The organism is Erythrobacter sp. YT30, from assembly GCF_001542875.1.
GTDB lineage: Bacteria > Pseudomonadota > Alphaproteobacteria > Sphingomonadales > Sphingomonadaceae > Erythrobacter.
On record NZ_LMAF01000001.1, the window covers coordinates 784,649 to 807,534 of the forward strand.

A 22,886-nucleotide genomic window follows, 5' to 3' on the forward strand; every position below is an offset into this window, starting at 1 on the left:
GCCTAGCGCCACTCCCCAACCGTCAAACACAGGAACCGCTGCGACAAAGCAGCGTAGAGAAAGGGCGGGCGCTTCGATGAGCGTACCGCCCTTCTCTATTGTATCTCAGGATGCCTCCCGCATGAGCGATAAACCCGCCAAAACCAAGCTGCCCAAAGCGCGTTTGGAAGTTCGACAGGCAAAGCTTGGCGATGTGCGCGCTATCGGCGACCTCGTGCGCCGCGCCTACGCAGACCTGCCCGCTTACACGCAGGGCGAGATTCGCGGACAGATAAACAATTACCCCGATGGCTGTTTTGTCGCGAAACTCGATGGCAAGCTGGTGGGATATTGCGCGTCGATGCGGCTTGATGAAGACGTCGCTCTATCGGACCACACCTGGGACGAGGTTACGGGCAATGGCTTTGGCTCGCGCCACGATCCGACAGGCGACTGGCTTTACGGCTATGAGCTTTGCGTTGATCCCAAAGTGCGCGGAACGCGGCTTGGCCGGCGACTTTATGAAGAACGCCGCGCTCTGGCAGAGAGGCTTGATCTGACCGGTATTGTATTTGGGGGGCGCATGCCGGGATACGCGCGGGCTAAACGGCGCAAGACCAATCGCGCTGATGATCCGCAGGAATATCTCGATCTGATCCTTGAGGGCAAAGTCCACGATCCGGTTCTCCGCTTCCAGCTTGCCAACGGGTTTGAGCCTTCCGGCATCCTTCACAAATACCTGCCCGAAGACAAAGCAAGCCGCGGCAATGCCGTTCGCATGGTCTGGCGAAACCCCTACGTTGATGCCGACGCTCCTCGAAAGCACCGCTTACCGCGCGATGTCGAAAGCGTTCGAATTGCGACCTGCCAATTGCAGGCGCGCGCAGTTTCCGACTTTGACGAGTTCATGCGCCAGGTTGAATATTTCGTCGATGTTGCAGCGGATTACGAAGCGGACTTCATCGTGTTTCCGGAAATGTTCACGCTGATGCTGCTGTCGGCGGAGGATGAGGAATTGTCCTCGCAGGAATCGATCGAAGCGCTCAGTCGATACACGCCCCGCATTCGCAAGCGCCTTTCCGAAATGGCGCTCTCGTACAATATCAACATCATCGGTGGATCGCACCCTACGCGAATGCCCGATGGCGACATTCACAACGTCGCTTATGTGTGCCTGCGCGATGGGTCGATTTACGCGCAGGAGAAGATCCACCCCACCCCGAACGAGGCCTATTGGTGGAACATCAAAGGCGGCGACAGCATCGATGCGATCCCCACCGATTGCGGGCCTATCGGGGTGCTCATCTGTTATGACAGCGAATTTCCCGAGCTTGCCCGAAGGCTGGTCGACGAAGGTGCGCGCATCATTTTCGTGCCCTTCTGCACCGACAGCCGCCAAGGCTACATGCGGGTTCGCTATTGCTCGGCAGCACGCGCGATTGAAAACCAGTGCTATGTCGTGATGAGCGGCAATGTCGGCAATCTGCCCAATGTCGCCAATATGGATATCCAGTACGCGCAAAGCTGCATCCTGACCCCCTGCGACTTCCCGTTTGCGCGCGACGGGATTGCCGCAGAGGCAAGCGAAAATGTCGAAACGCTCACCATCAGCGATGTGAACCTTGCTGACTTGCAATGGGCCAGAGCTGAGGGGACCGTGCAGAACCTCGCGGACAGGCGCTTCGATCTCTACCGCATCGAGTGGGACAAAAGGGTCGGCAATATCTCCGATCCCCTTGGCCTTCCCCGCGATGAAGACGATGACACAGACGATGACAGGGGCGGCGGCGCTGGCTAAACCCTCATTATGGCAGGCGAACTCACCGTAACACCCATGATGCAGGACGCGCTGGTCATCCTCGGCGCGGCAGGCATTGTGATCCCGGTGTTTGCACGCTTTCGCGTGACGCCCATTATCGGGTTTATCGTTATTGGAGTTCTGGTGGGGCCGTTTGGCCTCGGCAAGCTGGTGGGCGAGATACCCTGGCTGCAATACGTCACGATTTCAGACCCTGAAGGACTGACGCCGTTCGCTGATTTCGGGATAATATTGCTGCTATTCGCAATCGGGCTTGAGCTGTCGTTCAACCGGCTTTGGCAATTGCGCAAATACGTCTTCGGGCTCGGCTCATTGGAACTGCTCATTATCGGGTCCTGCGGGGCGGCGTTCCTGTATTATGTGAGCGGCATGAACGGGACCGCAGCGCTCGCGCTGGGCTTTGCGCTCGCGTTCTCTTCGACTGCCATCGTGCTCCCCATATCGGGCACGAAGAGCCCGGTGGGCCGCGCAGCGCTTTCAATGCTTTTGTTCGAAGATATCATGATCGTCCCGATCGTCTTTATCCTCGGCGCACTCGCTCCCAACGCCTCTGCCGAAGGTGTATCGGGGTTGACGGACACGCTGATACAAGGCGGTTTCGTCGTCCTGATCCTGCTGGTTCTGGGCCGCTTCGCCCTTCCAAGCCTCTTCTCTCAAGCTGCGCGCACGAAAAGCCCTGAGCTGTTTCTCGCAGCAACCATGCTTGTGGTGATCGGCGCGAGCCTTGCGACTTCCGCGACCGGGCTTTCGCCGATTGTGGGTGCGCTCATCGCAGGCCTTCTGATTGCAGAGACGGAATATCACGGCGAAGTCGAAAGCATTATCGAGCCGTTCAAAGGCCTCGCGCTCGGCGTGTTCCTTATCACCATCGGGATGAGCATTGATCTGCTCGAGATCTGGGCAGACCTTGGCCCCATCATGCTTGCCGTGGTGGGCGTGCTGGTTTTCAAAGCCATTGTGACGGGCGTGCTTCTTCGCCTCATGGGCGCGCGGCGCAGCACTGCTGCGGAAACCGGCGTGCTTATGGCGAGCCCTTCGGAAACAACCTTGATCGTTCTCGCCGCAGCGACAAGTGCTCTCGTCGTCGACACAGAAACCGCACAATTCTGGCAGGTCGTGACGGCCATTGGTCTCACCATTACGCCGCTTCTCGCAATGCTTGGCCGCTTCATTGCACGCCGCATTGAAAGCACGCCTGAATTGCCAGACGACGATGAAGACATCGCTCGCACAATCATCATCGGGTCAGGCCGCGTGGGGCGGCTGGTCGCCGATATGATGACGGCACACGAACAGCCCTATGTCTTGCTCGATTCAAACCCAGACATGATCGCGCGTGTCAAACGCGATGGCTATCGCGCGACGTTTGGAGATGCGGCGCGCGGCGATGCCTTGACGCGACTGGGCGTGGAGCAGGCACCCGCTGTGGTCCTCACCATGGACGAACCGGTTTTGGCTCAACGCATCGTCACCAAACTGCGCAAAGAATATCCCAACCTACTAATCGTGGCGCGCGCCCGTGATGGAGAACACGCGGCCAGCCTGTACCGCGCCGGCGCCAGCCACGCCGTGCCAGAAACGCTGGAGAGTTCGCTGCAATTGTCCGAAGCTGTGCTCGTCGATATCGGCGTCGCCATGGGCCCGGTCATCGCCTCGATCCACGAAAAGCGCGACGAATACCGCGAAAGACTGGAGATTGACGGCGGGCTTTCGGAAAAGCCGAAACTGCGGACGTCGAGCGTTTCGAGCTAGTTATTCGATCCAGGGCTGGCGCGTCAGTTCCACCGAAAGCCCTGAATTGCCCGTGAAAGTCTCGGTCTCGCCCTCATCTAGCTCGACGGGAATACTGATCCACGAAATCTCATTTCGCAACTCATCGCATTGCGGCAGACGGTGCGTCCAATAGCTTCTCAGCCAGAATCCGTATCCATCGACGCCATCCCAGGACCTGAGCGTAAGCACCAGGCCGCTGTTGCGCGAAACCTTGCGGCGCTCTTCGTAACTGCACTTTGGATTGATATCCTGCAAATCGATTTCAATTCTCGCTCCATCATACTCTGCGAGCCATAAGTCGCCCGACCACAACTGGCGGTCCTTACCCATGACCTTCACGAAGAAATGAAAGTTCTGCAGCGCAGTGTCGCGCCTCGGCGTTTCAGTGAAGTAGTGAATATTGGGCATCTCGCGCGGCTTGTCCCTTTCACGCGGAGTGCCATCCTGCGCCAACCCATCCGACGGCGCGAGCAAGACAGAAACACTGACAAGGCTGATCAAAGCAATGCGGGGAAACCGATCAAGGATTGCGTGTAAGCTCAAGACGCAAGCCTCCTTCGCCTTCGATAACGCGCGTTTCTTTGTCGACTAGCTCGACCTCAATATCGAAACCGGCCGCACGCGTCCCGCGGTCCGAGCATGGTTCAGCTGGGCGAGTCCAGCTCACCTCAACTCCGTAGAGCGCTTCGCCCTCTCGCCTGCCCGGTCGGATTCTCAGTTCAACGGTGTTCCGCTTGGGTGCAAATCGATTGTTTCGCACAGGACAATTCGCATCCATTTCCTGGACATCGGTGTGAACGCTCGCCCTGCCATAAGGCGTCATCGCCAGATAGCCCGCCCAAAGCTCTCTTTTGCCGCCGAACACACGCGCGTATAGCCAATATTCGGGATTGGGCTCGGACGAAGTCGGCTCCTCATCGGCTGCGGTGCTGACAGATGGCGCAGATTGCATCGGGATTGCATCTTGCGCCGAAAGCGGAGCTGCAATCTCAAAGCAAAGTGCCACCAAAGGCGCGGTAATCCTCTGGCAAACATGGGTGGTCATAAACATCCATCCTCTTAGCGGAGATCAGCACTCCGGCTTGCGAAGATAGAACGCTCTGGTTACAAAAGATTGAATTTCAGTGCCATAGCAGCGTAACGCTTCAGGCCAGCATCGCTTTCACCGCATCGATCGCTGCATCGGCTTTTGACCCATCAGGGCCGCCGCCTTGGGCCATGTCTGGACGGCCACCGCCGCCTTTTCCGCCGAGCGCCTCCACTCCAGCCCGCACCAGATCGACCGCGCTGAATTTCTCCGTGAGATCCTCGGTAACTGCGGCAGCTATGCTTGCCTTGCCATCATTGACGGCCACGATTGCCGCGACACCTGAGCCCAGGCGTTGCTTGGCTTCATCGAGTAGCGGACGCAGTTCCTTGGGGTTGAGGCCGTCAATCGCCTGTCCGCTGAACTTGATCCCGGCAACCTCTTCGTCTTGCGAAGTTGCACCGCCCGCGCTCGCTCCTCCGCCTCCGAGGGCCAAGGCCTTCTTCGCCTCGGCCAACTCTTTCTCGAGCCGTTTGCGTTCATCCAAAAGCGCGGAAATCCGCTCAGGCACTTCCTCGGGTGTCGCGCGAATTGCACTTGCGGCAGACTTGAGCGCTTCCTCTCGTGTCACCAGCCATTGCCGGGCAGCATCGCCTGTCAACGCTTCGATCCGCCGCACGCCAGAGGAAACGGCGCTTTCCGATATGATGCGGAACACGCCGATATCGCCGGTCGCTTTCACATGAGTGCCGCCGCACAATTCGACCGAGTAGTTCCGGCCTTCACCGCCCTCGCGGCCCATCGCGAGGACGCGCACTTCATCGCCATATTTCTCGCCAAACAGAGCCAGCGCGCCAGCTTCAACGGCATCATCGGGGCTCATCAAGCGGGTTGAGACAGGCTCGTTCGCACGGATTTCCGCGTTTACCTCAGCTTCGATTGCGGCAATGTCTTCAGCTGAAAGCGCCTTGGGCTGAGAGAAATCGAAGCGCAGTCGGTCTTCGGCCACAAGCGAGCCCTTTTGCGTCACATGCCCGCCAAGCCGGTTGCGCAACGCTGCATGAACGAGGTGTGTTGCAGAGTGGTTTGATCGGACGCGCTCGCGCCGCTCGGCATCGATCTCGAGATCAACGGTGTCGCCCACGGCCACCTCACCAGCTTCAATCGCGGCGTGATGCGCGTGCAGTCTGCCCAAGGGTTTGGACGTATCGGTCACCTTCGCGCTCAATCCCGATGGGGAGGTAATGACGCCTGTATCGCCAATCTGACCGCCGCTTTCGCCATAGAAGGGCGTTTGGTTGGTGATGATGACCACCTCGTCGCCTTTTGCTGCGCGCTCGGTTTCGGCACCATCCTTGACGATTGCGACAACCCGGCCGCTTCCTTTGTCCGCGGAATAGCCGGTAAACTCGCTCGCGCCTTCGCGTTCTGCGATGTCGAACCACACCTCGCCCGATGCAGCTTCGCCCGAACCTTTCCAGGCAGCGCGCGCGGCCTCTTTCTGGCGCTCCATGGCGGCATCGAACCCGCCCTTGTCAACGCCAATCCCGCGCGCGCGCAGTGCGTCTTCGGTGAGATCGTATGGGAAGCCATAGGTATCGTAGAGCTTGAACGCAGTTTCCCCGTCGAGTTCCGCGCCTTCTTCGAGAGAGCCTGTGGCTTCATCAAGGAGCTTGAGGCCCTTATCGAGCGTTTTGCGGAACTGGGTTTCTTCGCGCAGGAGCACTTCTTCGATCAGTGCCTGACCTCGGGCGAGTTCAGGGAATGCCTGCCCCATTTCGGTGACCAACTGGCCGACAAGACGGTGCATCAAAGGAGCATCGGCGCCCAGCAAATGGGCATGTCGCATCGCGCGGCGCATGATGCGGCGAAGGACATAGCCGCGCCCTTCATTCGACGGCAACACACCGTCGGCCATCAGGAAACTACACGAGCGCAAGTGATCTGCGATAATCCGGTGGCTGGCTGTTTGTTCCTTGGAACCGGCCTCTCCCGTGATGGATTGAGAAGCCGCAATCAGCGTCTTGAACGTGTCTGTGTCGTAATTGTCATGCACGCCCTGCATAACAGCTGCGATCCGTTCGAGGCCCATCCCTGTGTCAATCGAAGGTTTGGGCAAATCGCGGCGTGTCCCATCCGCACCCTGATCGAATTGCATGAAGACGAGATTCCAGATCTCGACGAACCGATCTCCGTCTTCATCCGGACTTCCGGGAGGGCCACCGGCAATATGATCGCCGTGATCGTAGAAAATCTCGGAGCAAGGTCCGCAAGGCCCGGTGTCACCCATCGACCAGAAATTATCGTTGGTGCTGATGCGAATGATGCGTTCTTCGGGAAGGCCCGAAATTGTGCGCCACAAGTCAAACGCTTCATCGTCAGTGTGATAGACGGTTGCTGTGAGCCGATCGGGGGAAAGTCCCCATTCACGCGTCAAAAGCGTCCAGGCATTCTCGATCGCCTGTTCCTTGAAATAATCGCCAAATGAGAAATTGCCGAGCATTTCAAAGAACGTGTGATGCCGCGCTGTATAGCCGACATTGTCGAGATCGTTGTGCTTGCCCCCAGCCCTTACGCACTTCTGCGACGAGGTCGCGCGCAGTGCTGGAGGGGTTTCGAAGCCTGTGAACACGTTCTTGAAAGGCACCATCCCCGCATTCACGAACATCAAGGTCGGATCGTTGTGCGGCACCAATGGCGCACTTGGCACCACCGCATGATCGGCGGCGCCGAAAAACTCGAGAAAGGAGCGGCGAATATCGTTGGTCGATGTAAGCGTGCTTGAAGACATGGAGGTGCAGTTAGGCAATGCGAAGCAAGGCGACAAGCCATTGCAGCAACACGCCCTTAACGAGCCACACGAAAAACCGGCACATGCACGGGGAAGCATGCGCCGGTATTCCATTTTTCCGGACTGATGAGCCTTCGCTCTACACTGCCTTCAAGGCAGCCGTCCGCTTGAGGGTCAGCTGTCAGGCTCCGCGTCCGGGCCCGTCATCATCTCCTCGGCGACCTCATCGGTGCGGCCGCGAATGGCGGCTTCCAATTTGGCGCAAACTTCGGGGTTCTCTTTCAAGTATGTCTTGGAGTTTTCGCGGCCCTGGCCGATCCTGACGCTGTCATAGGAATACCAGCTGCCCGATTTCTCCACGAGATCTGCCTTGACGCCAAGATCAAGGATTTCGCCCAGCTTCGAGATACCTTCACCATACATGATGTCGAATTCGACCTGCTTGAACGGCGGCGCGACCTTGTTCTTCACCACTTTGACGCGGGTTGAGTTACCGATCACTTCGTCGCGGTCCTTGATCTGGCCTGTCCGGCGAATGTCGAGGCGCACCGATGCGTAGAACTTCAGGGCGTTGCCGCCGGTCGTCGTCTCGGGGTTGCCGTACATGACGCCGATTTTCATGCGCAGCTGGTTGATGAAGATCACCATGCATTTCGAGCGGTTGATCGACCCTGTCAGCTTGCGCAGGGATTGCGACATAAGACGCGCCTGGAGGCCGACATGGCTATCGCCCATCTCGCCTTCAATTTCTGCGCGGGGTACGAGCGCCGCGACCGAATCGACCACCAGCACATCAATCGCATTGGAGCGCACCAGCGTATCGGTAATCTCCAGTGCCTGTTCACCCGTATCGGGCTGCGAGACGATCAGCTCATCGATATCAACGCCCAGTTTCTTTGCGTAAACGGGATCAAGAGCGTGCTCGGCATCGACAAAGGCAGCGGTCCCGCCAGCCTTTTGCGCCTCGGCAATGCAATGCAGCGCCAAAGTCGTTTTGCCCGAACTTTCAGGCCCATACACTTCGATCACACGGCCTTTGGGAAGGCCACCAATTCCAAGAGCAATATCAAGGCCGAGCGAACCGGTTGAAATCGCTTCAACCTCCATCGCCTCTTTCGAGCCCAGCTTCATCGCCGAACCCTTGCCGAATGCCCGATCAATCTGCGCGAGCGCTGCGTCGAGCGCTTTTTGACGGTCCACGTCTTTTTCCTTTTCAACCAGCTTGAGTTTCGCAGACATTGCACGGCCTCCTTTGCTTCACCAGTGCCGCCGAAAAAGTTATCGACGCCTCCTGTTGGGAACAGCATGTACCGCGTTTGTTCCGAAAGAACAAGAGTGGAACAGAATTTTTCCTACTTCAGCGTTTTAGAGCGGATCAATCCGCCAAGGCGCTGCGCAGCTTCCACGTGAATTCACGCTCTGAATTGGCGGGAATACGCACTTCTACGGTGTCGTAGCCGTTCTTGACGCGAACCTTGTGACGCGGGAACTGCACATCGTATTCACCCGAATAGGCAAGCTCCAAGCGCATGGTGACAGCGTGCGGATTAGCGTTTGTTAATCGCGTGACCATTTTCGTCCATTTGGGCGATTCGTTGTCGAAGTCATCTTCTTTAAGCCGGGCGCATTGCGCAAAGACTTGCGCACTCGATCCAAGTTCAAGCTCAACTTCCTGCCCCCGGCCAAAATCGCGCAGATTGGTCGTTGCCGCCAATTGCATCCCGCGCGAGGTCGGCTCGAAAAGGGTCATCGCGCCTTGCGGGAGGGCGAGGCCTAGACCTTTCTTCTTCTCGTTCTTGGTCACAAGCAGAAGATTGGCATTTTGCGGATCGCCCAGATCCTCGATCCAATTGTAGCGCTGGCATTCGAACGTGTAGAGGAAGCGTCCCTTTACGGCTTCCTGATTGAGAAACGCGACCTGCTTCATCCCCTTGGCCGAAACATCCACTCTGCTCGGCACACGAAACAGCTTGAGATCGCCGAGATTTTCCTCAGACGCCGTCACGACAGAAACCGGGGCCGCTGACTGCAGCGCTTCGCGTCTTAGGCGCGATCCTGTCACGACGATCGTATCGGCGTCGGTGCCATAGTAAGCCGCTTCGGCAACAGGCGCTGGCGGCGGGCCGTCGGAATAATCAGGCACCGGTGATCCCCTCGCCGTGCTGCCGATAGGGTAGCAAGTCAGACGCAAGGGACGCGCCACAGGTAGATCGGCCAGACTTTCATAATCACTATCGACATTGAGCCTGCCCGCGATGATCTGTAGCTTGGCATTGTCGAAGCTCTGCCCATTGTCGTTCACCAGCGTCAGCCAGCTGAGCCATTGCATGGTGAAATCATCGCCCGAAGCCTTCTCTCCCATGGTGGCAACATAATTGGCCTGCCAATCGAAACCCCATGAAAGATAGGTAAGCGTCACTTCATAAGTGCCGCCCGCGTCAGAGCGGGTGTCGACCGAGTAGATGGGCAGCGCTGAAAGCCCTGCTGGCACTCGGTCAAAGGTGAGCTTTTCAGGAAGACCCGCGCAGCGCACCGCTTCAAAACCGGCGGAAGATTGCAGGACAAGTCCGCCATCTGCCCGCGTGCGGACTATCGCCTGTTCGGGTGCGGACGTTCCGGTCGCGGGATTGGTCCGGGTGATGGTGACCCGGTTGCCCAGCGCCCCATTCACCAATGCGGCGGGAGAGAGCAATTCGGCATTGCGGTTTTTCTCAATCGTGCCGCCGGGAAGCCCGGTGACGATGGCTGATACGCCCACCATCCCTTCTGCAACGCCAATGAAGCGGATAGTCGATTCGCCGGCAGGCAGAGTGACTCTCCGCGTTTCGCTGACCATTGCAAAGCCTTGCGGATAATCGCGCTCTATCTCCTCTTCAGGATCGCGATCTGGATCTCTGTAAATCGTGACCGAGAGATCGCTTGGCGCGGACGCTTCGACAATGGCGCGCGGCGGCGCCAAATCTTGCGCAAGGACGGGCGCGCCCAGCCCTGCTATCGCTGCTAAAGTGAGAAACCAACGCATGGCTCAGCCTCCTGCGGGCGGCTTACCAGCGGGTCTCGTATACGACGCGAACCACGCGTTTACCCTCTGCGGGGACGGGGATCACGTATTTGCGTCGACTGTAGTTGATCTGTTCGCCCGGAACATCCTCGCTGACGACGCGATAGTCATAGGCCCACCAATACCGGTCAAGGCCGGTCTGCATGAGATCAACCTCAATCGGTTCGTCTTTTGCATTGGTCAAAGTGTAGCGCATGGTCGTGCGATAATAATAGGTGCGTTCCTGCCGCTCGACCGATCCGCGCGACACCAGATTATCGTCAGCATCAAAGACCTGAAAGCGCTCGCTCTCGCGCCATTGACGTTCGGTGATGGTTTCGCGTTTCTCGACCTCGGCCTGCACTGTGATGTCGAAAGCATCGCCCGTTGTCAGCGTCAATTCGCTACCCATGGGTGTATGTCCGATGGAGTTTTCGCCGATGAATTGCGGCGTGCCCTGGCTGTCGCGTTGGTAGAAGCGCACCGTGCCAGCGGGCAAGGCATCGCCCAGACCCTGATCGCGCGAGGAGGAAAAGCTGATTGCACTGGCGACATTGCGCGGAGTGCTGTCGTTTTGCTGCCAGCCGACGGCAATGGAATAGACTTTGCGCGCTGGAACACCCTGTACATCAAGGAAGCTCACCTGCTTGGTCTGCGCGTTGGCAATCGTGGTGCGACCGCTGATCGGATAAAGGTAGAAATCGCCGAGCCGCTCACGATCCGCGCTTTCGGTGCCCGCACGGGTCATGCCGCGATTGCCGAAACCGCGACCGCCAGAGCCGCTGGGATTGCCCGCAACCAGCAGGGTATCCGCGCGGTGAAAAGTGGTGCCCGAATTGTTGGTAAGCGTCACCCAGCCCTGCATGTCGATCGAATTGTCACCCTCATTATACAGGGCGACATAATCTGCCTTCCAACCGAGCCCGCTGGAGAGATAGCGCAGCGAAACGGGGCGGCGGCCGGGGCGCGTGGAATCTAGATTGACCGAAAGCGTGGGGCGTGCGCGCAGGTTTGGCGGTACGCGGTCAAAAATAACGCGCACGGGCAAACCATCATCGCGCAACACTTCGATCCGGTTGCCAATCTGGATCACCACGCCGCCTGCGGTGGAAAGAACCTTGGCCCGCTCGCGCGTTTCAGCGCCAGTGGCGGGATTGGTGCGCAGTAAGGAGACCGTCTGGCCAATCGCCTTTTCCATCATCTTGGTGGGCGTCAGCAGATCATAATCGAAATTCTGCTCTACGATGGTGGTGTCGGGCGCGTAAAAGCTAAGCGTTTCAGGCCTGATGCGAGCCGAAACGTCAGGAAATTCGATCCGGCTTTGCCCCTGCGCGATATCGAGTTGGCGGACATCCTGCACCAGCGCGAGATTGCTGTTGTAGATTGTAACCGAAACGTCGCCCTGCTCTGTCGCGTCATGATCGGGCACCGATTGCGCCGTGCCGGAACTCGCTGCCAAGGCTGCCGCTGAAACAAGTCCCAGACCTGCAATACGCTTTAGATTGTTCATGATGCCCTCCCCAAGATGCAGCATCATGATGCAATCGCTCGGTTTATCCAAGGTGAATGGGCAAGTTACTCAGCGTTTTCCTTGGCCGATTGGAGCACGGCGCCCACCTTGTCGCCTATCGCAGCAACGCTGAAAGGCTTGGCGATAAAGTGCATGTCGGGGATGTCGATGTCCTTGCGCAATTGCTCTTCGGCATAACCGGACATGAAGAGGATCGGCATATCGGGTAGCCGCTCGCGAATGGCGCGGACCATGGCGGGGCCGTCCATTCCGGGCATGACAACATCGCTAACGACAAGATCAAACGCCTTGCCCTCGCCAATCGCTGCTAGGCCTTCTTCGCCGCCCTCGCATGCTGTGACTTCATAGCCTGCTCGGGTGAGAGCGCGTTCGGCCACGGCGCGGACCATATCTTCGTCTTCAACCAAGAGAATTGATCCGCCGACCGACCAATCGGAAGAAGGTGCCGGGGCTTTCGGCTCCTTGCGCTTGGGAGCTTCGCCGCGGTGGACCGGAAAATAGACTGTGAAACGAGCCCCTACAGGCTGCCCGGACTGATCGGTCACGTTGTCGGCAAAGATAAAGCCGCCCGACTGTTTGACGATACCATAAGCGGTGGAAAGGCCGAGGCCGGTTCCCTTACCCTGTTCTTTGGTGGTGAAGAACGGCTCGAACAGCTTGGGCAGGACGTGAGCCGGGATGCCGCCGCCCGTGTCCTGAACGATCAGCACGGTGTAATCAGCAGCGGGCAGCACTTCTGATCCGAGCTTGATAACTTCCTTTGCTTGAAGGCTGCGCGTGAAAAGCGAGATGCGCCCTCCCCCGCGCGTCTTTTCCTGGATCGCGTCGCGCGCATTAACCGCAAGGTTCATTATCACCTGCTCAAGCTGCTGCGGGTCAGCGCGGACAGCACCAAGATTGCGATCGTGCTGCACGTAATAGGTGATCTGCTCACCGAGCAGACGTTTGATCAGCGGGCTCACTTCGCTCACCACGTCGGGCAATTGAAGGATTTCCGGCCGCAAGGTCTGTTGACGCGAAAAGGCGAGCAATTGCCGCGTCAGCGAAGCGGCGCGGTTGGAGTTGGCGCGGATTTGCTGGATGTCGTCATAATCGCTGTCGCCCGGCGTATGGCGCAGCAGCATTAAGTCACACGTGCCGATGATGGCAGTGAGGACATTGTTGAAATCGTGCGCGACGCCGCCTGCGAGCTGGCCCACCGCCTGCATCTTTGTCGCCTGTGCGACCTGACGTTTGAGCTGGTTCTCCTCTGCCGAATCGGCAAGGCTGACCAGCACTGCCGCCTCGCCAAGCCCGCGCACACCGGCAAGACCCAGTGAAACGGGCTCTTCGGGCCGCGATGTGAGGCGCACGGCCATATCGCCGCTCGTTGCAGGGCCGCGACCGTGGCGGCGTACCGCATCGGACAAAGCGCCCTTATCCTCGCGCACGACCAGATCGGTCGGGAATGCGGGCAGCCCGCGCCCTTCGCGATCGATTGCGCGCAGGAATGCCTGGTTTCCAAACAGAAACCGCCCATCGCGATCCGTCATGGCAAGGCCCAAAGGCAATTGCGCCAGCAAAGCATCGAGCTGTGCGACACCCGCTTGCGCTGAGCCATCCCAGCCGCTTCCGATCCCGACACCGCTATCCACGACCAGCATCAAGGTAGTGGTTTCGTCAGGCCCCACACCACTTTCCAGCTGAGGCTGTGTTTCAGGATCAATCAAGGGAACGTCGATCAGCGTTTGCGGCGTGCCGCCACGCCCTTCGCGCGCGAAGAACAGCCGCTCGCGCTCATCTGAGCGGAGGAAGGAGACGAAGTCCTGCCCCGCCAGTGTCGCGCTTTGATCGCCTGCGGCCCTTTCGGCAAAGCCGCTGCTGACAGAGCGGATCACACCGCTAGCGGTCGTGATCGCGGTTTCAATTCCGGCACGGCTCAGCATCTGCCCGAATGCCCCGCCCAGATCGAGTTCAGCCAAGGCCTGCTCGCTTGAAGTCGAGAGCCGTTTGAACCGCCAGATAAGATGATCGTCCCCGCGCCCTGCACGCCTTGCAATGGCGCGCCACGCGGATTGATCTTCGCGGTTTTCAAATTCCTCAATGTTCGCCATGCCATCGCGCCACGCCTCGCGCGCGACGCGCGTCATCGCTTCGAACGCCTCGCGCTCCAGTGGCAACGCTGGCGGCGCGCTTTTGAGCCCGAATGCATCGGAAAAAGCGGTGTTCGCGCAGACGAGGCGATTGGCGCGGTCTGTAATGGCCACTGCCTCGCCAGCGTCATCGCCAAGCGCTTCAATCGCGGCAATGGTGACAGACCAGTCAGGCGATGCTTCTTCAGCGGCGACGGGCAGCACCCGCATATTCTCAACCGCCAGGATGATGCCTACAATCGCGGCGAGCCCGACTGCAAAGACCAGCGCCAAAACCGCTTGCGACGTCGCGACATAGATAACGACGGCGCTGATAACGACAGCAAGACCAAGTCCGCCCAAGACCGCGCGATTAAGCGATGATTTGGACGCGCCGAATGGCGCAGCTTCAGTCTCACTTGCCGGAATGATTTTGGACGAATCTGTGCTCACGCGTGCCTGCTCTCAAATCGGCAGGCACACTTAGTTGCTGCCGGGCGTATGGTCGAGACGGGTTCGCATTGCAGCAAGACGTTTTGCCCGCTTGCGTGCAACTATCACGCGCCAGACAGCGCCCGAGATGAGATAACCCAAGGCAGACGTGGCAATCGCCAGCACGACAAATCCCAACACGGTGGTGCCCGCCATCTCGAAAAAGTCGACCAGCCAAGTCCACGCTCCGCCGCTCAATTCGTCGGCATCGACAGCTTCAAATTCGATAAAGAGCGCCCCCACCCGGTTGGCAACGACCACCCAGAATGGAAACGTGAAGGGGTTGGTGATGAAAGTGACCAGCGCCGACACAGGCACATTGGCGCGCAAGGGAAGCGCAAGAAATGCCGACAGGAAAATCTGGCCGACAGGGATGATGAACGCCGAGAACAGCCCCAAGGCGACCCCGCGTGGGACCGAGCGCCGGGTAAAGCGCCACAACTCAGGTGATAGAAAACGGTGCGCGATGGGGGCCAGGTATTTGTTATTCGCCAATTGCTCACGCGATGGCATCAGACGGCGGATCGTATCCGCTCCAAAGGTTTTCGAGTTGAATGCCCGAAACCAATCCGATGCGCGCGTTTTTCCCATTATCTCCGCAGACTTTCCATAGAGGGCATATGGGTAGCCGAGGCTCTATGACCAGTGGGTGAATCGAGGGAATGCAAGATTCCCGGAAAAACTCACCCCTTCTCTCGCATCAGGCGCGCTTTATCGCGTTTCCAGTCGCGCTCTTTGGTGGTGGCGCGCTTGTCATGGGCCTGTTTGCCTTTCGCGAGAGCGAGTTCAACTTTCGCGCGGCCCGTCGCATTGAAGTAAATCGACAGCGGCACAAGCGTCATGCCCTTGCGTTCAACCGCGCCGAACAGTTTGCCAATCTCGCGAGCATTCAAAAGCAGTTTACGTGGACGGCGCGGTTCGTGGTTCAGCCGGTTGCCGTGGCTGTATTCCGGAATGTTGGAATTGATGAGCCACACTTCGCCATCTTTCACTTCGGCATAGCTTTCGGCGATTGTCGCTTCGCCTGCACGCAGAGCCTTCACCTCGGTGCCTTGCAAAGCGATGCCAGCCTCGAACTTGTCCTCGATATGATAATCGAACCGCGCACGGCGATTTTCAGCGACAGTTTTCTGCTTGTCGAAAGTCTTTGGTTTGGGCCGAGCCATAGTGAGCCAGCACATAGGGATTTTGCAAGTGTTCGCAAACAGGCGTCGCAGATTTCTTAACCGCTGCTGCTTAATGCTTGAAGTTGAACGCGAATTGCTTTCTATTTGCGGCAGGGGTCACTTTTCTTGGGGCAATCTTAAAATGCGTTCTACGATTTGCGCGGCACTTGCCGCGATTTCTTTGTCATATCTCACGCCAGTTACTGATGTATTTGCGAAGTCTGAGACGGCACCGGCGATCGAGCCGTTGCCGCTGTCGGAATACGGCAAACTGCCCGATGTTGAACGCGCGGTGATTTCGCCTTCGGGAAATCGAATTGCGCTACTTACCACGATCCGTGGCGAGCGTGTGCTTATGGCAATCGAAGAACAAAAAACGATTCTGACATCGATTGCCGTTGACGACTTGAAAGTGCGAAGCATCGAATGGGTCTCCGAAGATCGTATTCTGATGACGTCGAGCCAGACTGAAAAACTCGGCATCAACTGGACCAGCAACAAAGGTGAGTTTTTTGTCGCGAGAGTAATATCGGTATCGGAAGATGATGACGGTAAAGTCGTCTTCGCCAATGTGCCCAAACTGATCAACACAGTTATCGGAGAATACGGTGTTAGGGTGGTCGATGGGGCGCCTCACGGTTTTTACGCCGCATTCGAGATGGTGCGAAAAACAGGTTCTCGAACCCAGTACGAGTTGCGAGGCGGAAGCATCGGTCTTTATCGAGTAAATTTGGAAACGATGGCTACTTCAAAAGTGGGCAGGGTAACACGCGCAGGAGTTTACCGTGACTGGCTGATCGATTCTGATGGCTCAGTTTCCGCAATTCTTGATGTGGAGGTGAACACTGGCAATTGGCAATTGCTTAGCAACGCGAACGGCGAAATCGCGAGTGGCAATAATCCGGCAGGTGCCATCGAAATTGTTGGGTTCAACGCGGATGGCAGTGGCATCATTCTGAGCGAGAGAACTTCGGATGATGTTTTTTGGTCTGAAGTGCCGTTGGAAGGTGGTTCACGCGAGCCAATCCTTGATGATCTTGATATTGATCGTGCTTACTTCGATCCCCGGTCAGGCCGGTTAATCGGTTATCTCGAAGGAGGAGAATCCGAACGAGTATCCTTCGACAATCCGGTGCATCAGGAGATCGTTCAGGAAATTCGCAATGCATTTAGCGGCTTCCGGGTCAGAATGGTTGACTGGACGAGTGATCTTGGAAACGTGATTGTCCGCACCAGTGGCAACAGGGACAGCGGAACGTTCTATGCTGTCAATCTCGAAAAAATGAGCGCAAAGGCAATCGCCTATGAGCGAATGAAAATTGGCCCGCAAGAAGTCGGGCCGATTTCCACCTTTAGGTACAAGGCCGGTGATGGCCTAGAAATGGAGGGCATATTGACCCTCCCGCCACACAAAGAAGCGAAGGACCTGCCGGTCGTCGTGCTCCCGCATGGCGGGCCACATAGCCATGATGTCGCCGAGTTTGACTGGTGGGCCCAGGCATTTGCATCACGCGGCTACGCGGTTTTGCAGCCAAATTTTCGCGGATCCACCAATGACACTGTTGAATTCTTCATGGCTGGCTTCGGCGAATGGGGGAAAAAGATGCAGACCGATAAATCGGACGGCCTTGCCGCCCTTGCAGAGGCGGGGATCGTAAACAAAGATCGAGCCTGTATAGTTGGCGCGTCTTACGGCGGATATGCGGCGCTCGCCGGAGTAACTCTCCAGCAAGGCATTTATCGCTGTGCTGTCTCTGTTAACGGTGTGAGCGATATCGGCGAGAAATATGGCATCATTCGTGGCTCGTCGGCACGAACGCTCCAAACGGCGCGTGAAGAACGCCTTGGACCACGCGAACAGTGGAAGGAGGTTTCACCCCTGCGTTTCGCAAGTCAAGCCGACGCACCGATCATGTTAATCCACGGCGCGAACGACACGGTCGTTGAATACAAACATTCAAGCATGATGGCTGACAAGCTCAAAGACGCTGGGAAGACTTTCGAGCTCGTTAAGCTAAAGGGCGAGGATCACTGGCTCTCGCTTTCGGAGACGCGCCAGCAAATGCTGGAAAAAGCGGTGGCCTTTGTCCAAAAGCACAATCCCGCCGACTAGGCCCGCCGATTAGGACGCTTGCCGATTGCCACAGATGGACGATTTTGAACTTGGGGGCACGCGCATTGCGCCGGGCAATGAAGCCGACGTCGCGCTTCCCATCTCCACGATGGCGACAGGTTATAGCTCGCAATTGGCCGTGCGGGTCGTTCATGGGGCAAAGCCCGGGCCCACAGTGTTTGTGAGCGCTGCGATCCACGGCGATGAGATTATCGGCACCGCGATAGTCCAGCGGCTTATCAATCAGCTTTCGGCTGAGAGCGTTGCTGGCACGCTCATGCTGGTGCCGGTTGCGAATATTTTCGGCTTTCTCAATCGTTCGCGCTACTTGCCCGATCGGCGCGATCTCAACCGCAGCTTTCCGGGCAGCGCCAACGGTTCGCTCGCCGGGCAATTGGCGAGCGTGTTCTTCAGCCAAATCGTAGAGCGCGCATCGCTGGGCATCGACATCCACAGCGCAGCGGTGCACCGCTACAACCTGCCCCAAATCCGGATTGCGGCTGGCAACACAGAATTGATCGAACTGGCGATGGTGTTCGGCGCGCCCGTCATCATCGAAAGCCCGCTGCGCGATGGATCACTGCGAGCCGTCGCGAAAAAGCACCGCGTCGACATGCTCCTGATGGAAACCGGCGAGGCGCTGCGGTTTGATAGGCTTTCAATCGAGACAGGCTTTGCAGGCGTGATGCGGGTTCTCAATCATCTCGGCATGATCGAGGCATCCGAAGACTTGCCCGAAGTCACCGTGCCCGCGCGATCCAACAGGACGCAATGGGTCCGGTCCGCGCGCGGGGGCGTCATGCACACTGTCTTGAATTCAGGAGATGCGGTCCGCAAAGGCGATCTGCTCGCCGTGGTCGCCGGGCTGATGGGCGAAGAGCCTGAGGAAATCGTCAGCCCGATTGACGGCGTGATTATCGGCCATGCGACCCTTCCCGTAGTCCATCAGGGCGATGCGCTGTTCCATATTGCCAGCGTCGCCCATCCCGAGCGCGTCGGCGAACGGATCGAAGATCTGACCGATGCTATCTACGCAAGCGCGCCTGAGGGTTTTGCCGAAGCGCTGCTGGACGAAGACGAAGTTGTCTAAGCCCTAGACCAGCCCTGCATGGGTCAGCGCCGCATCAACCTTTTCGCGCGCCTCATCGCTGCACCGGACAAGAGGCAAGCGCACTTCATCCGTTGTGCCTTCGAACACTCGCGAAAGGGCATACTTCACTGGACCCGGAGAGCTGTCGGAGAACATCGCGTAGTGCAGCGGATAGAGAAGATCATTCAGCCGCCGCGCCTCAACGAGATCGTTATCCGCACATGCCGCCTGAAACTGCGCGCACAAAGCGGGCGCGACATTGGCTGTCACCGAAATGCAGCCCTTCCCGCCCGCAGCGTTGAAGGGAAGCGCCAGTTCATCATTGCCCGAAAGCTGGCAGAATTCATGGCCAATCCCGCGGCGATGATCTGCGACGCGGGATAGATCCTCGCTTGCATCTTTGATCGCGACAATCCGATCGGGGAAGCGGTTGGCAAGCTCAATCGTTGTGCCCGCCGCGATGTCGGTAACGGTCCGCCCCGGCACATTGTAAAGCACAATCGGCAGATCGTAGTTTTCCGCAAGATAACTGAAATGCGCAATCAGCCCCGCCTGGCTTGGCCGGTTGTAATAGGGCGCAACGCACAATCCTGCCGCCGCGCCTGCTTTCTTGGCAAAGTTCATATGCAGCGCCGCATTGCGCGTATCGTTGCTGCCGCAACCGGCAATCACGGGCACACGGCCTGCCGCCTGTTCGATGCAGACTTCGATAACTCTGTGGTGTTCTGCATTGGAGAGGGTTGAAGCCTCTCCGGTTGTGCCGCATGGCACCAATGCAGCGCTTCCTTCACTGATCTGCCAGTCCACCAGTTTGCGAAAAGCGGCTTCGTCGAATTCGCCATCGCGAAACGGAGTCACCAGAGCAGGGATGGAGCCGCTGAACATTGCTTGTACTCTTTCTATTTCAATCATCTATTGTTCATTATCCGCGTCAGATGAAAGCCGTTACACAATTCACCTGATGCGCCGTTCAGCGCCTGATAAGGAGCCTTTCGGCACTATGTCCAGCATGGCCACAAAATTGCGTTCTCACCCGAAGACATTCGCTGTTCTGTTTGCTGCGGGGGCGGCTGTGTTTGCGGCGCCTTGCACCGCACAATTTGCAAACTCTGGCAATGGTCAACCGATGGTGGCCGTGCAGCCGACAGAAATTGCCGCGGGAATCACGCAATGGGAGCGCCTGCATTCGCGCGATCCCGGCGCAAGTTTTGGGGAATATGCAACCTTCGCGTTGCGCTATCCCGATTTTCCCCGCACCGAGATTATCCAGCGCCGTGCAGAGGCGCGGCTTGATGAAGAAGCGCCGTCAGCTGCTCAAATCCTGCAATTCTTTGATCGCTTCCCTCCGCTCACCAATGCAGCGCGCGCGCGATATGCCATCGCCTTGGCAGGGGCCGGAAGACCAGAAGCGGCTGAAGTAGCACGCAATGCATGGCGCGGCGGCAGCATGAACGGTTCGAGCGAGGCGTATTTACTGAGCCTGTTCGGCGCGCAATTCACACCGGAGGATCACACCGCGCGCATGGACGCGCTGCTGTGGCAGAAAGATGGCGAAGCAGCCTTGCGGCATATCATGAATGTGCCCGCAAGCGAGCGGCCTCTAGCGCAGGCCCGGCTTGCTCTTGTAACAGGATCGACCCCCACAGAAGTCGGCGCACCGATCCCTCCCGGCGCTTATCGCGATGCAGGTTTTGTCTACAATCTGGCAAGCTATCAGCGGGCAAAAGGTCAAACCGGTGGGCTGATCCAGACATTGGCGAACCGAACAATTTTCGATGAGCCTGCACAAGATCCCGAAGCAATGGTTGGCCTGATGCTGACTGCTGCCAAGGCAGCAAACGTTGCCGACACCGTTCGCATTGCGAGCAAGATTGACGATGTCTTCGCTCCCGGAACTGATATCTCGAAAGGGTCATTCCGGCTGCGCGATGAATACACCGATCTGATGTGGAAAGGCGGCACCAACGCGCTTTGGCGTCAGGGAGATGGGCGCACAGCAGCGCCTATGTTCGAACGCTATGGCAAGGGCGCGCGCACGCCTTTGACTCGTTCGAAAGGGTTTTATTGGGCTGGCCGCGCCGCGCGTCAGGCGGGCATGCAGGATCAGGCAACGCAATACTTCGAAATGGCCGCTGCCTATCCGCATTATTATTATGGCCAGCTGGCCATTGGCGCACTTGGGCGGGACATGCCCCAATTCGCGCAAGTGCCAGCGTTGCAGATTGATCCCGTGGTTCGCGCTGAGTTCAACCAGAGCCCCCTTGCGCAAGCCATCCGCGCCATCGCTGCCAATCGCCGCGACTGGCGTACGGAGCGGCGCTTTTTCCAGGCCATCGGCTCAGAATCTGAAACGCCTGAAGAATTGCTGATGGCGCACCAATTGGCAAGCGAACTTGGTATGCCGGAAATGGCAGTCGTCCTCGGAATGGAAGCGGGCGCAAATGGGCTTGTCGGCCTCGAACGCGTTGGCTTTCCCACCTACCCCACGCCGCGCGTCAATGACTGGACGATGGTCCATGCGATCAGCCGTCAGGAAAGCGAATTTGACCGCACTCGCGAGAGCCATGCAGGCGCGCGCGGCGTTATGCAATTGATGCCGGGGACGGCGCGCGAGCAATCGGGCAAGCTTGGCATTCAATACATGTCAGCAGGCCTGTTCAATGATCCGTCCTACAACATCCGGTTGGGCGATGCGTATTTCTCTCGCATGATGGACTATTACGGCGGTGCCTACCCGCTCGCAGTGGGTGCGTATAATGCCGGGCCCGGTCGCGTGAACCAATGGCTACGTCTCAATGGCGATCCGCGCAAAGGTGAGATTGACTGGGTAACCTGGGTCGAGAAGATCCCCGCCAATTTTGAAACCCGTTATTACATCATGCGCGTTATCGGCAATGCGGTGAGTTACAGCCATATGTATCCCGAGCAGGCAGGCCTGCCGCGCCGGGTTGAGACATTCCTGCCCTGATGCGAGGCGATCATGGCGAGCAAACCGGGTCCGCCAATCACGCCTGAAGGCATGGCAGCGCTCAAGGCGCGATATGACCATCTGCTCGGCAAAGAGCGCCCTGAGATTGTCGAAATCGTCAGCTGGGCAGCGGGCAATGGAGATCGCAGCGAGAATGGCGATTATCTCTATGGCCGCAAGCGCATGCGCGAGATTGACCGGGAACTGGGCTATCTCGCCAAGCGCATGAAAATCTGCCGCGTGGTCGATCCTGCCAACCAACCAGACAAGGCGCGAGTGTTCTTCGGTGCAAAGGTCGAACTCGCCGATGAAGACGATGCGCGCCAGACGGTTCAACTCGTCGGCGATGACGAGCAGAACGCGAGCGAAGGACGGATCGGCTGGAATTCCCCCCTCGCCAAAGCGCTGAAAGGCGCAAGCGTCGGGGATTTGCGCACGGTAAGGCTTCCCGGCGGGCTAAAAGAATGGGAAGTGATGGCGATTGATTATGACTAGGTTAGTCGCCCTCTCTGCCCTTGCACTTCTCGCCGCTCCGCTTTCGGCGAAGGATTCGCTCGGCGTATACTCGGGATGGGCTGCGTTTCGTGATGATGGTGCGGCGCGTTGTTATGCCATCGCAAAGCCGCGCAATTCGCGGAAGGTTGGCACCTATGCGAGCCTTGGCACTTGGCCAAAACGCGACGTGCGCAATCAGCTCCATATCCGCCTGTCTCGCCCTGCCCGTGCGGGATCGGACGCAAGGCTCAGAATTGGTGGGGAGACGTTTGCGCTTGCCACCAAAGGCCGCGATGCCTGGGCAAAGGATGCGCGGATGGATGCGGCGATCACGGCTGCCTTGCGATCAGCCTCTTTGATGAGCGTTTCAGTGCTGAGCGCGAATGCCAATCGCTTTACCGATCGGTATAACCTGGCAGGCGTCGCAACCGCGATGGATGCAAGCGTCGTTGGGTGCGCAAACCGCTAATCTGGTCAAACGCCAGCTGCCA

At 58.1% G+C, this 22,886-nt stretch carries 17 protein-coding genes; 7 read left to right on the plus strand and 10 right to left on the minus strand.

Annotated features, from left to right (window positions below):
* Positions 1 to 121 precede the first annotated feature (121 nt).
* Positions 122 to 1,777, plus strand: a complete 1,656-nt coding sequence (locus AUC45_RS03760) for a bifunctional GNAT family N-acetyltransferase/carbon-nitrogen hydrolase family protein (protein WP_067598312.1) — start codon at positions 122 to 124, stop codon at positions 1,775 to 1,777.
* Between the two features lie 9 nt (positions 1,778 to 1,786).
* Positions 1,787 to 3,550 carry a cation:proton antiporter gene (locus AUC45_RS03765; RefSeq protein WP_067598315.1) on the plus strand — a complete coding sequence of 588 codons (1,764 nt, stop codon included), beginning with the start codon at positions 1,787 to 1,789 and terminating at the stop codon, positions 3,548 to 3,550.
* On the opposite strand, the gene AUC45_RS03770 is transcribed toward AUC45_RS03765, so the two are convergent.
* The 9 genes from AUC45_RS03770 to smpB form a co-directional block, all read right to left on the minus strand.
* On the minus strand, positions 3,551 to 4,114 hold the full coding sequence (locus AUC45_RS03770) for a hypothetical protein (RefSeq protein ID WP_156423727.1): 564 nt from the start codon (positions 4,112 to 4,114) through the stop codon (positions 3,551 to 3,553).
* Entirely contained in the window at positions 4,092 to 4,616 is a 525-nt protein-coding gene (locus AUC45_RS03775) for a hypothetical protein (RefSeq protein ID WP_156423728.1), read from the minus strand. Before AUC45_RS03775 ends, AUC45_RS03770 begins: the two co-directional genes overlap by 23 nt.
* A gap of 100 nt (positions 4,617 to 4,716) precedes the next feature.
* Positions 4,717 to 7,389, minus strand: a complete 2,673-nt coding sequence (gene alaS, locus AUC45_RS03780) for an alanine--tRNA ligase (protein WP_067598324.1) — start codon at positions 7,387 to 7,389, stop codon at positions 4,717 to 4,719.
* 174 nt (positions 7,390 to 7,563) lie between these two features.
* The gene (gene recA, locus AUC45_RS03785) at positions 7,564 to 8,628 is read right to left on the minus strand and encodes a recombinase RecA (RefSeq protein ID WP_067598327.1); all 1,065 of its coding nucleotides are present in this window, start codon (positions 8,626 to 8,628) and stop codon (positions 7,564 to 7,566) included.
* A 136-nt stretch (positions 8,629 to 8,764) separates the two neighbouring features.
* Complete coding sequence (locus AUC45_RS03790) at positions 8,765 to 10,411, minus strand: DUF4139 domain-containing protein (protein ID WP_067598330.1); 1,647 nt, start codon at positions 10,409 to 10,411, stop codon at positions 8,765 to 8,767.
* Between the two features lie 22 nt (positions 10,412 to 10,433).
* Complete coding sequence (locus tag AUC45_RS03795; protein WP_067599038.1) at positions 10,434 to 11,939, minus strand: DUF4139 domain-containing protein; 1,506 nt, start codon at positions 11,937 to 11,939, stop codon at positions 10,434 to 10,436.
* 65 nt (positions 11,940 to 12,004) lie between these two features.
* Positions 12,005 to 14,524, minus strand: coding sequence for a response regulator (locus tag AUC45_RS03800; protein ID WP_369815212.1), 2,520 nt, complete (start codon positions 14,522 to 14,524; stop codon positions 12,005 to 12,007).
* Between the two features lie 30 nt (positions 14,525 to 14,554).
* The gene (locus AUC45_RS03805; RefSeq protein WP_067599044.1) at positions 14,555 to 15,076 is read right to left on the minus strand and encodes a DUF2062 domain-containing protein; all 522 of its coding nucleotides are present in this window, start codon (positions 15,074 to 15,076) and stop codon (positions 14,555 to 14,557) included.
* Between the two features lie 170 nt (positions 15,077 to 15,246).
* Positions 15,247 to 15,729 carry an SsrA-binding protein SmpB gene (gene smpB, locus AUC45_RS03810; protein WP_067598333.1) on the minus strand — a complete coding sequence of 161 codons (483 nt, stop codon included), beginning with the start codon at positions 15,727 to 15,729 and terminating at the stop codon, positions 15,247 to 15,249.
* 142 nt (positions 15,730 to 15,871) lie between these two features.
* On the opposite strand from smpB, the gene AUC45_RS03815 reads away from it, so the two are divergent.
* A complete protein-coding gene (locus AUC45_RS03815) occupies positions 15,872 to 17,842 on the plus strand; it encodes a S9 family peptidase (protein ID WP_082700965.1) in 1,971 nt (656 codons plus the stop codon).
* Positions 17,843 to 17,876: 34 nt separating this feature from the next.
* Complete coding sequence (locus tag AUC45_RS03820) at positions 17,877 to 18,932, plus strand: succinylglutamate desuccinylase/aspartoacylase family protein (protein ID WP_067598336.1); 1,056 nt, start codon at positions 17,877 to 17,879, stop codon at positions 18,930 to 18,932.
* 3 nt (positions 18,933 to 18,935) lie between these two features.
* Here AUC45_RS03820 and dapA read toward each other — a convergent pair whose 3' ends face one another.
* Positions 18,936 to 19,817 carry a 4-hydroxy-tetrahydrodipicolinate synthase gene (gene dapA / locus AUC45_RS03825; RefSeq protein ID WP_067598339.1) on the minus strand — a complete coding sequence of 294 codons (882 nt, stop codon included), beginning with the start codon at positions 19,815 to 19,817 and terminating at the stop codon, positions 18,936 to 18,938.
* A gap of 124 nt (positions 19,818 to 19,941) precedes the next feature.
* On the opposite strand from dapA, the gene AUC45_RS03830 reads away from it, so the two are divergent.
* The 3 genes from AUC45_RS03830 to AUC45_RS03840 are packed head-to-tail and all read left to right on the plus strand — an operon-like array spanning position 19,942 to position 22,864.
* Complete coding sequence (locus AUC45_RS03830) at positions 19,942 to 21,900, plus strand: lytic transglycosylase domain-containing protein (protein ID WP_233998517.1); 1,959 nt, start codon at positions 19,942 to 19,944, stop codon at positions 21,898 to 21,900.
* Between the two features lie 12 nt (positions 21,901 to 21,912).
* A complete protein-coding gene (gene greB, locus AUC45_RS03835) occupies positions 21,913 to 22,395 on the plus strand; it encodes a transcription elongation factor GreB (RefSeq protein WP_067598341.1) in 483 nt (160 codons plus the stop codon).
* Entirely contained in the window at positions 22,388 to 22,864 is a 477-nt protein-coding gene (locus AUC45_RS03840) for an invasion associated locus B family protein (RefSeq protein ID WP_067598343.1), read from the plus strand. The genes greB and AUC45_RS03840 overlap by 8 nt, the downstream gene beginning before the upstream one ends.
* Positions 22,865 to 22,886: the final 22 nt, after the last annotated feature.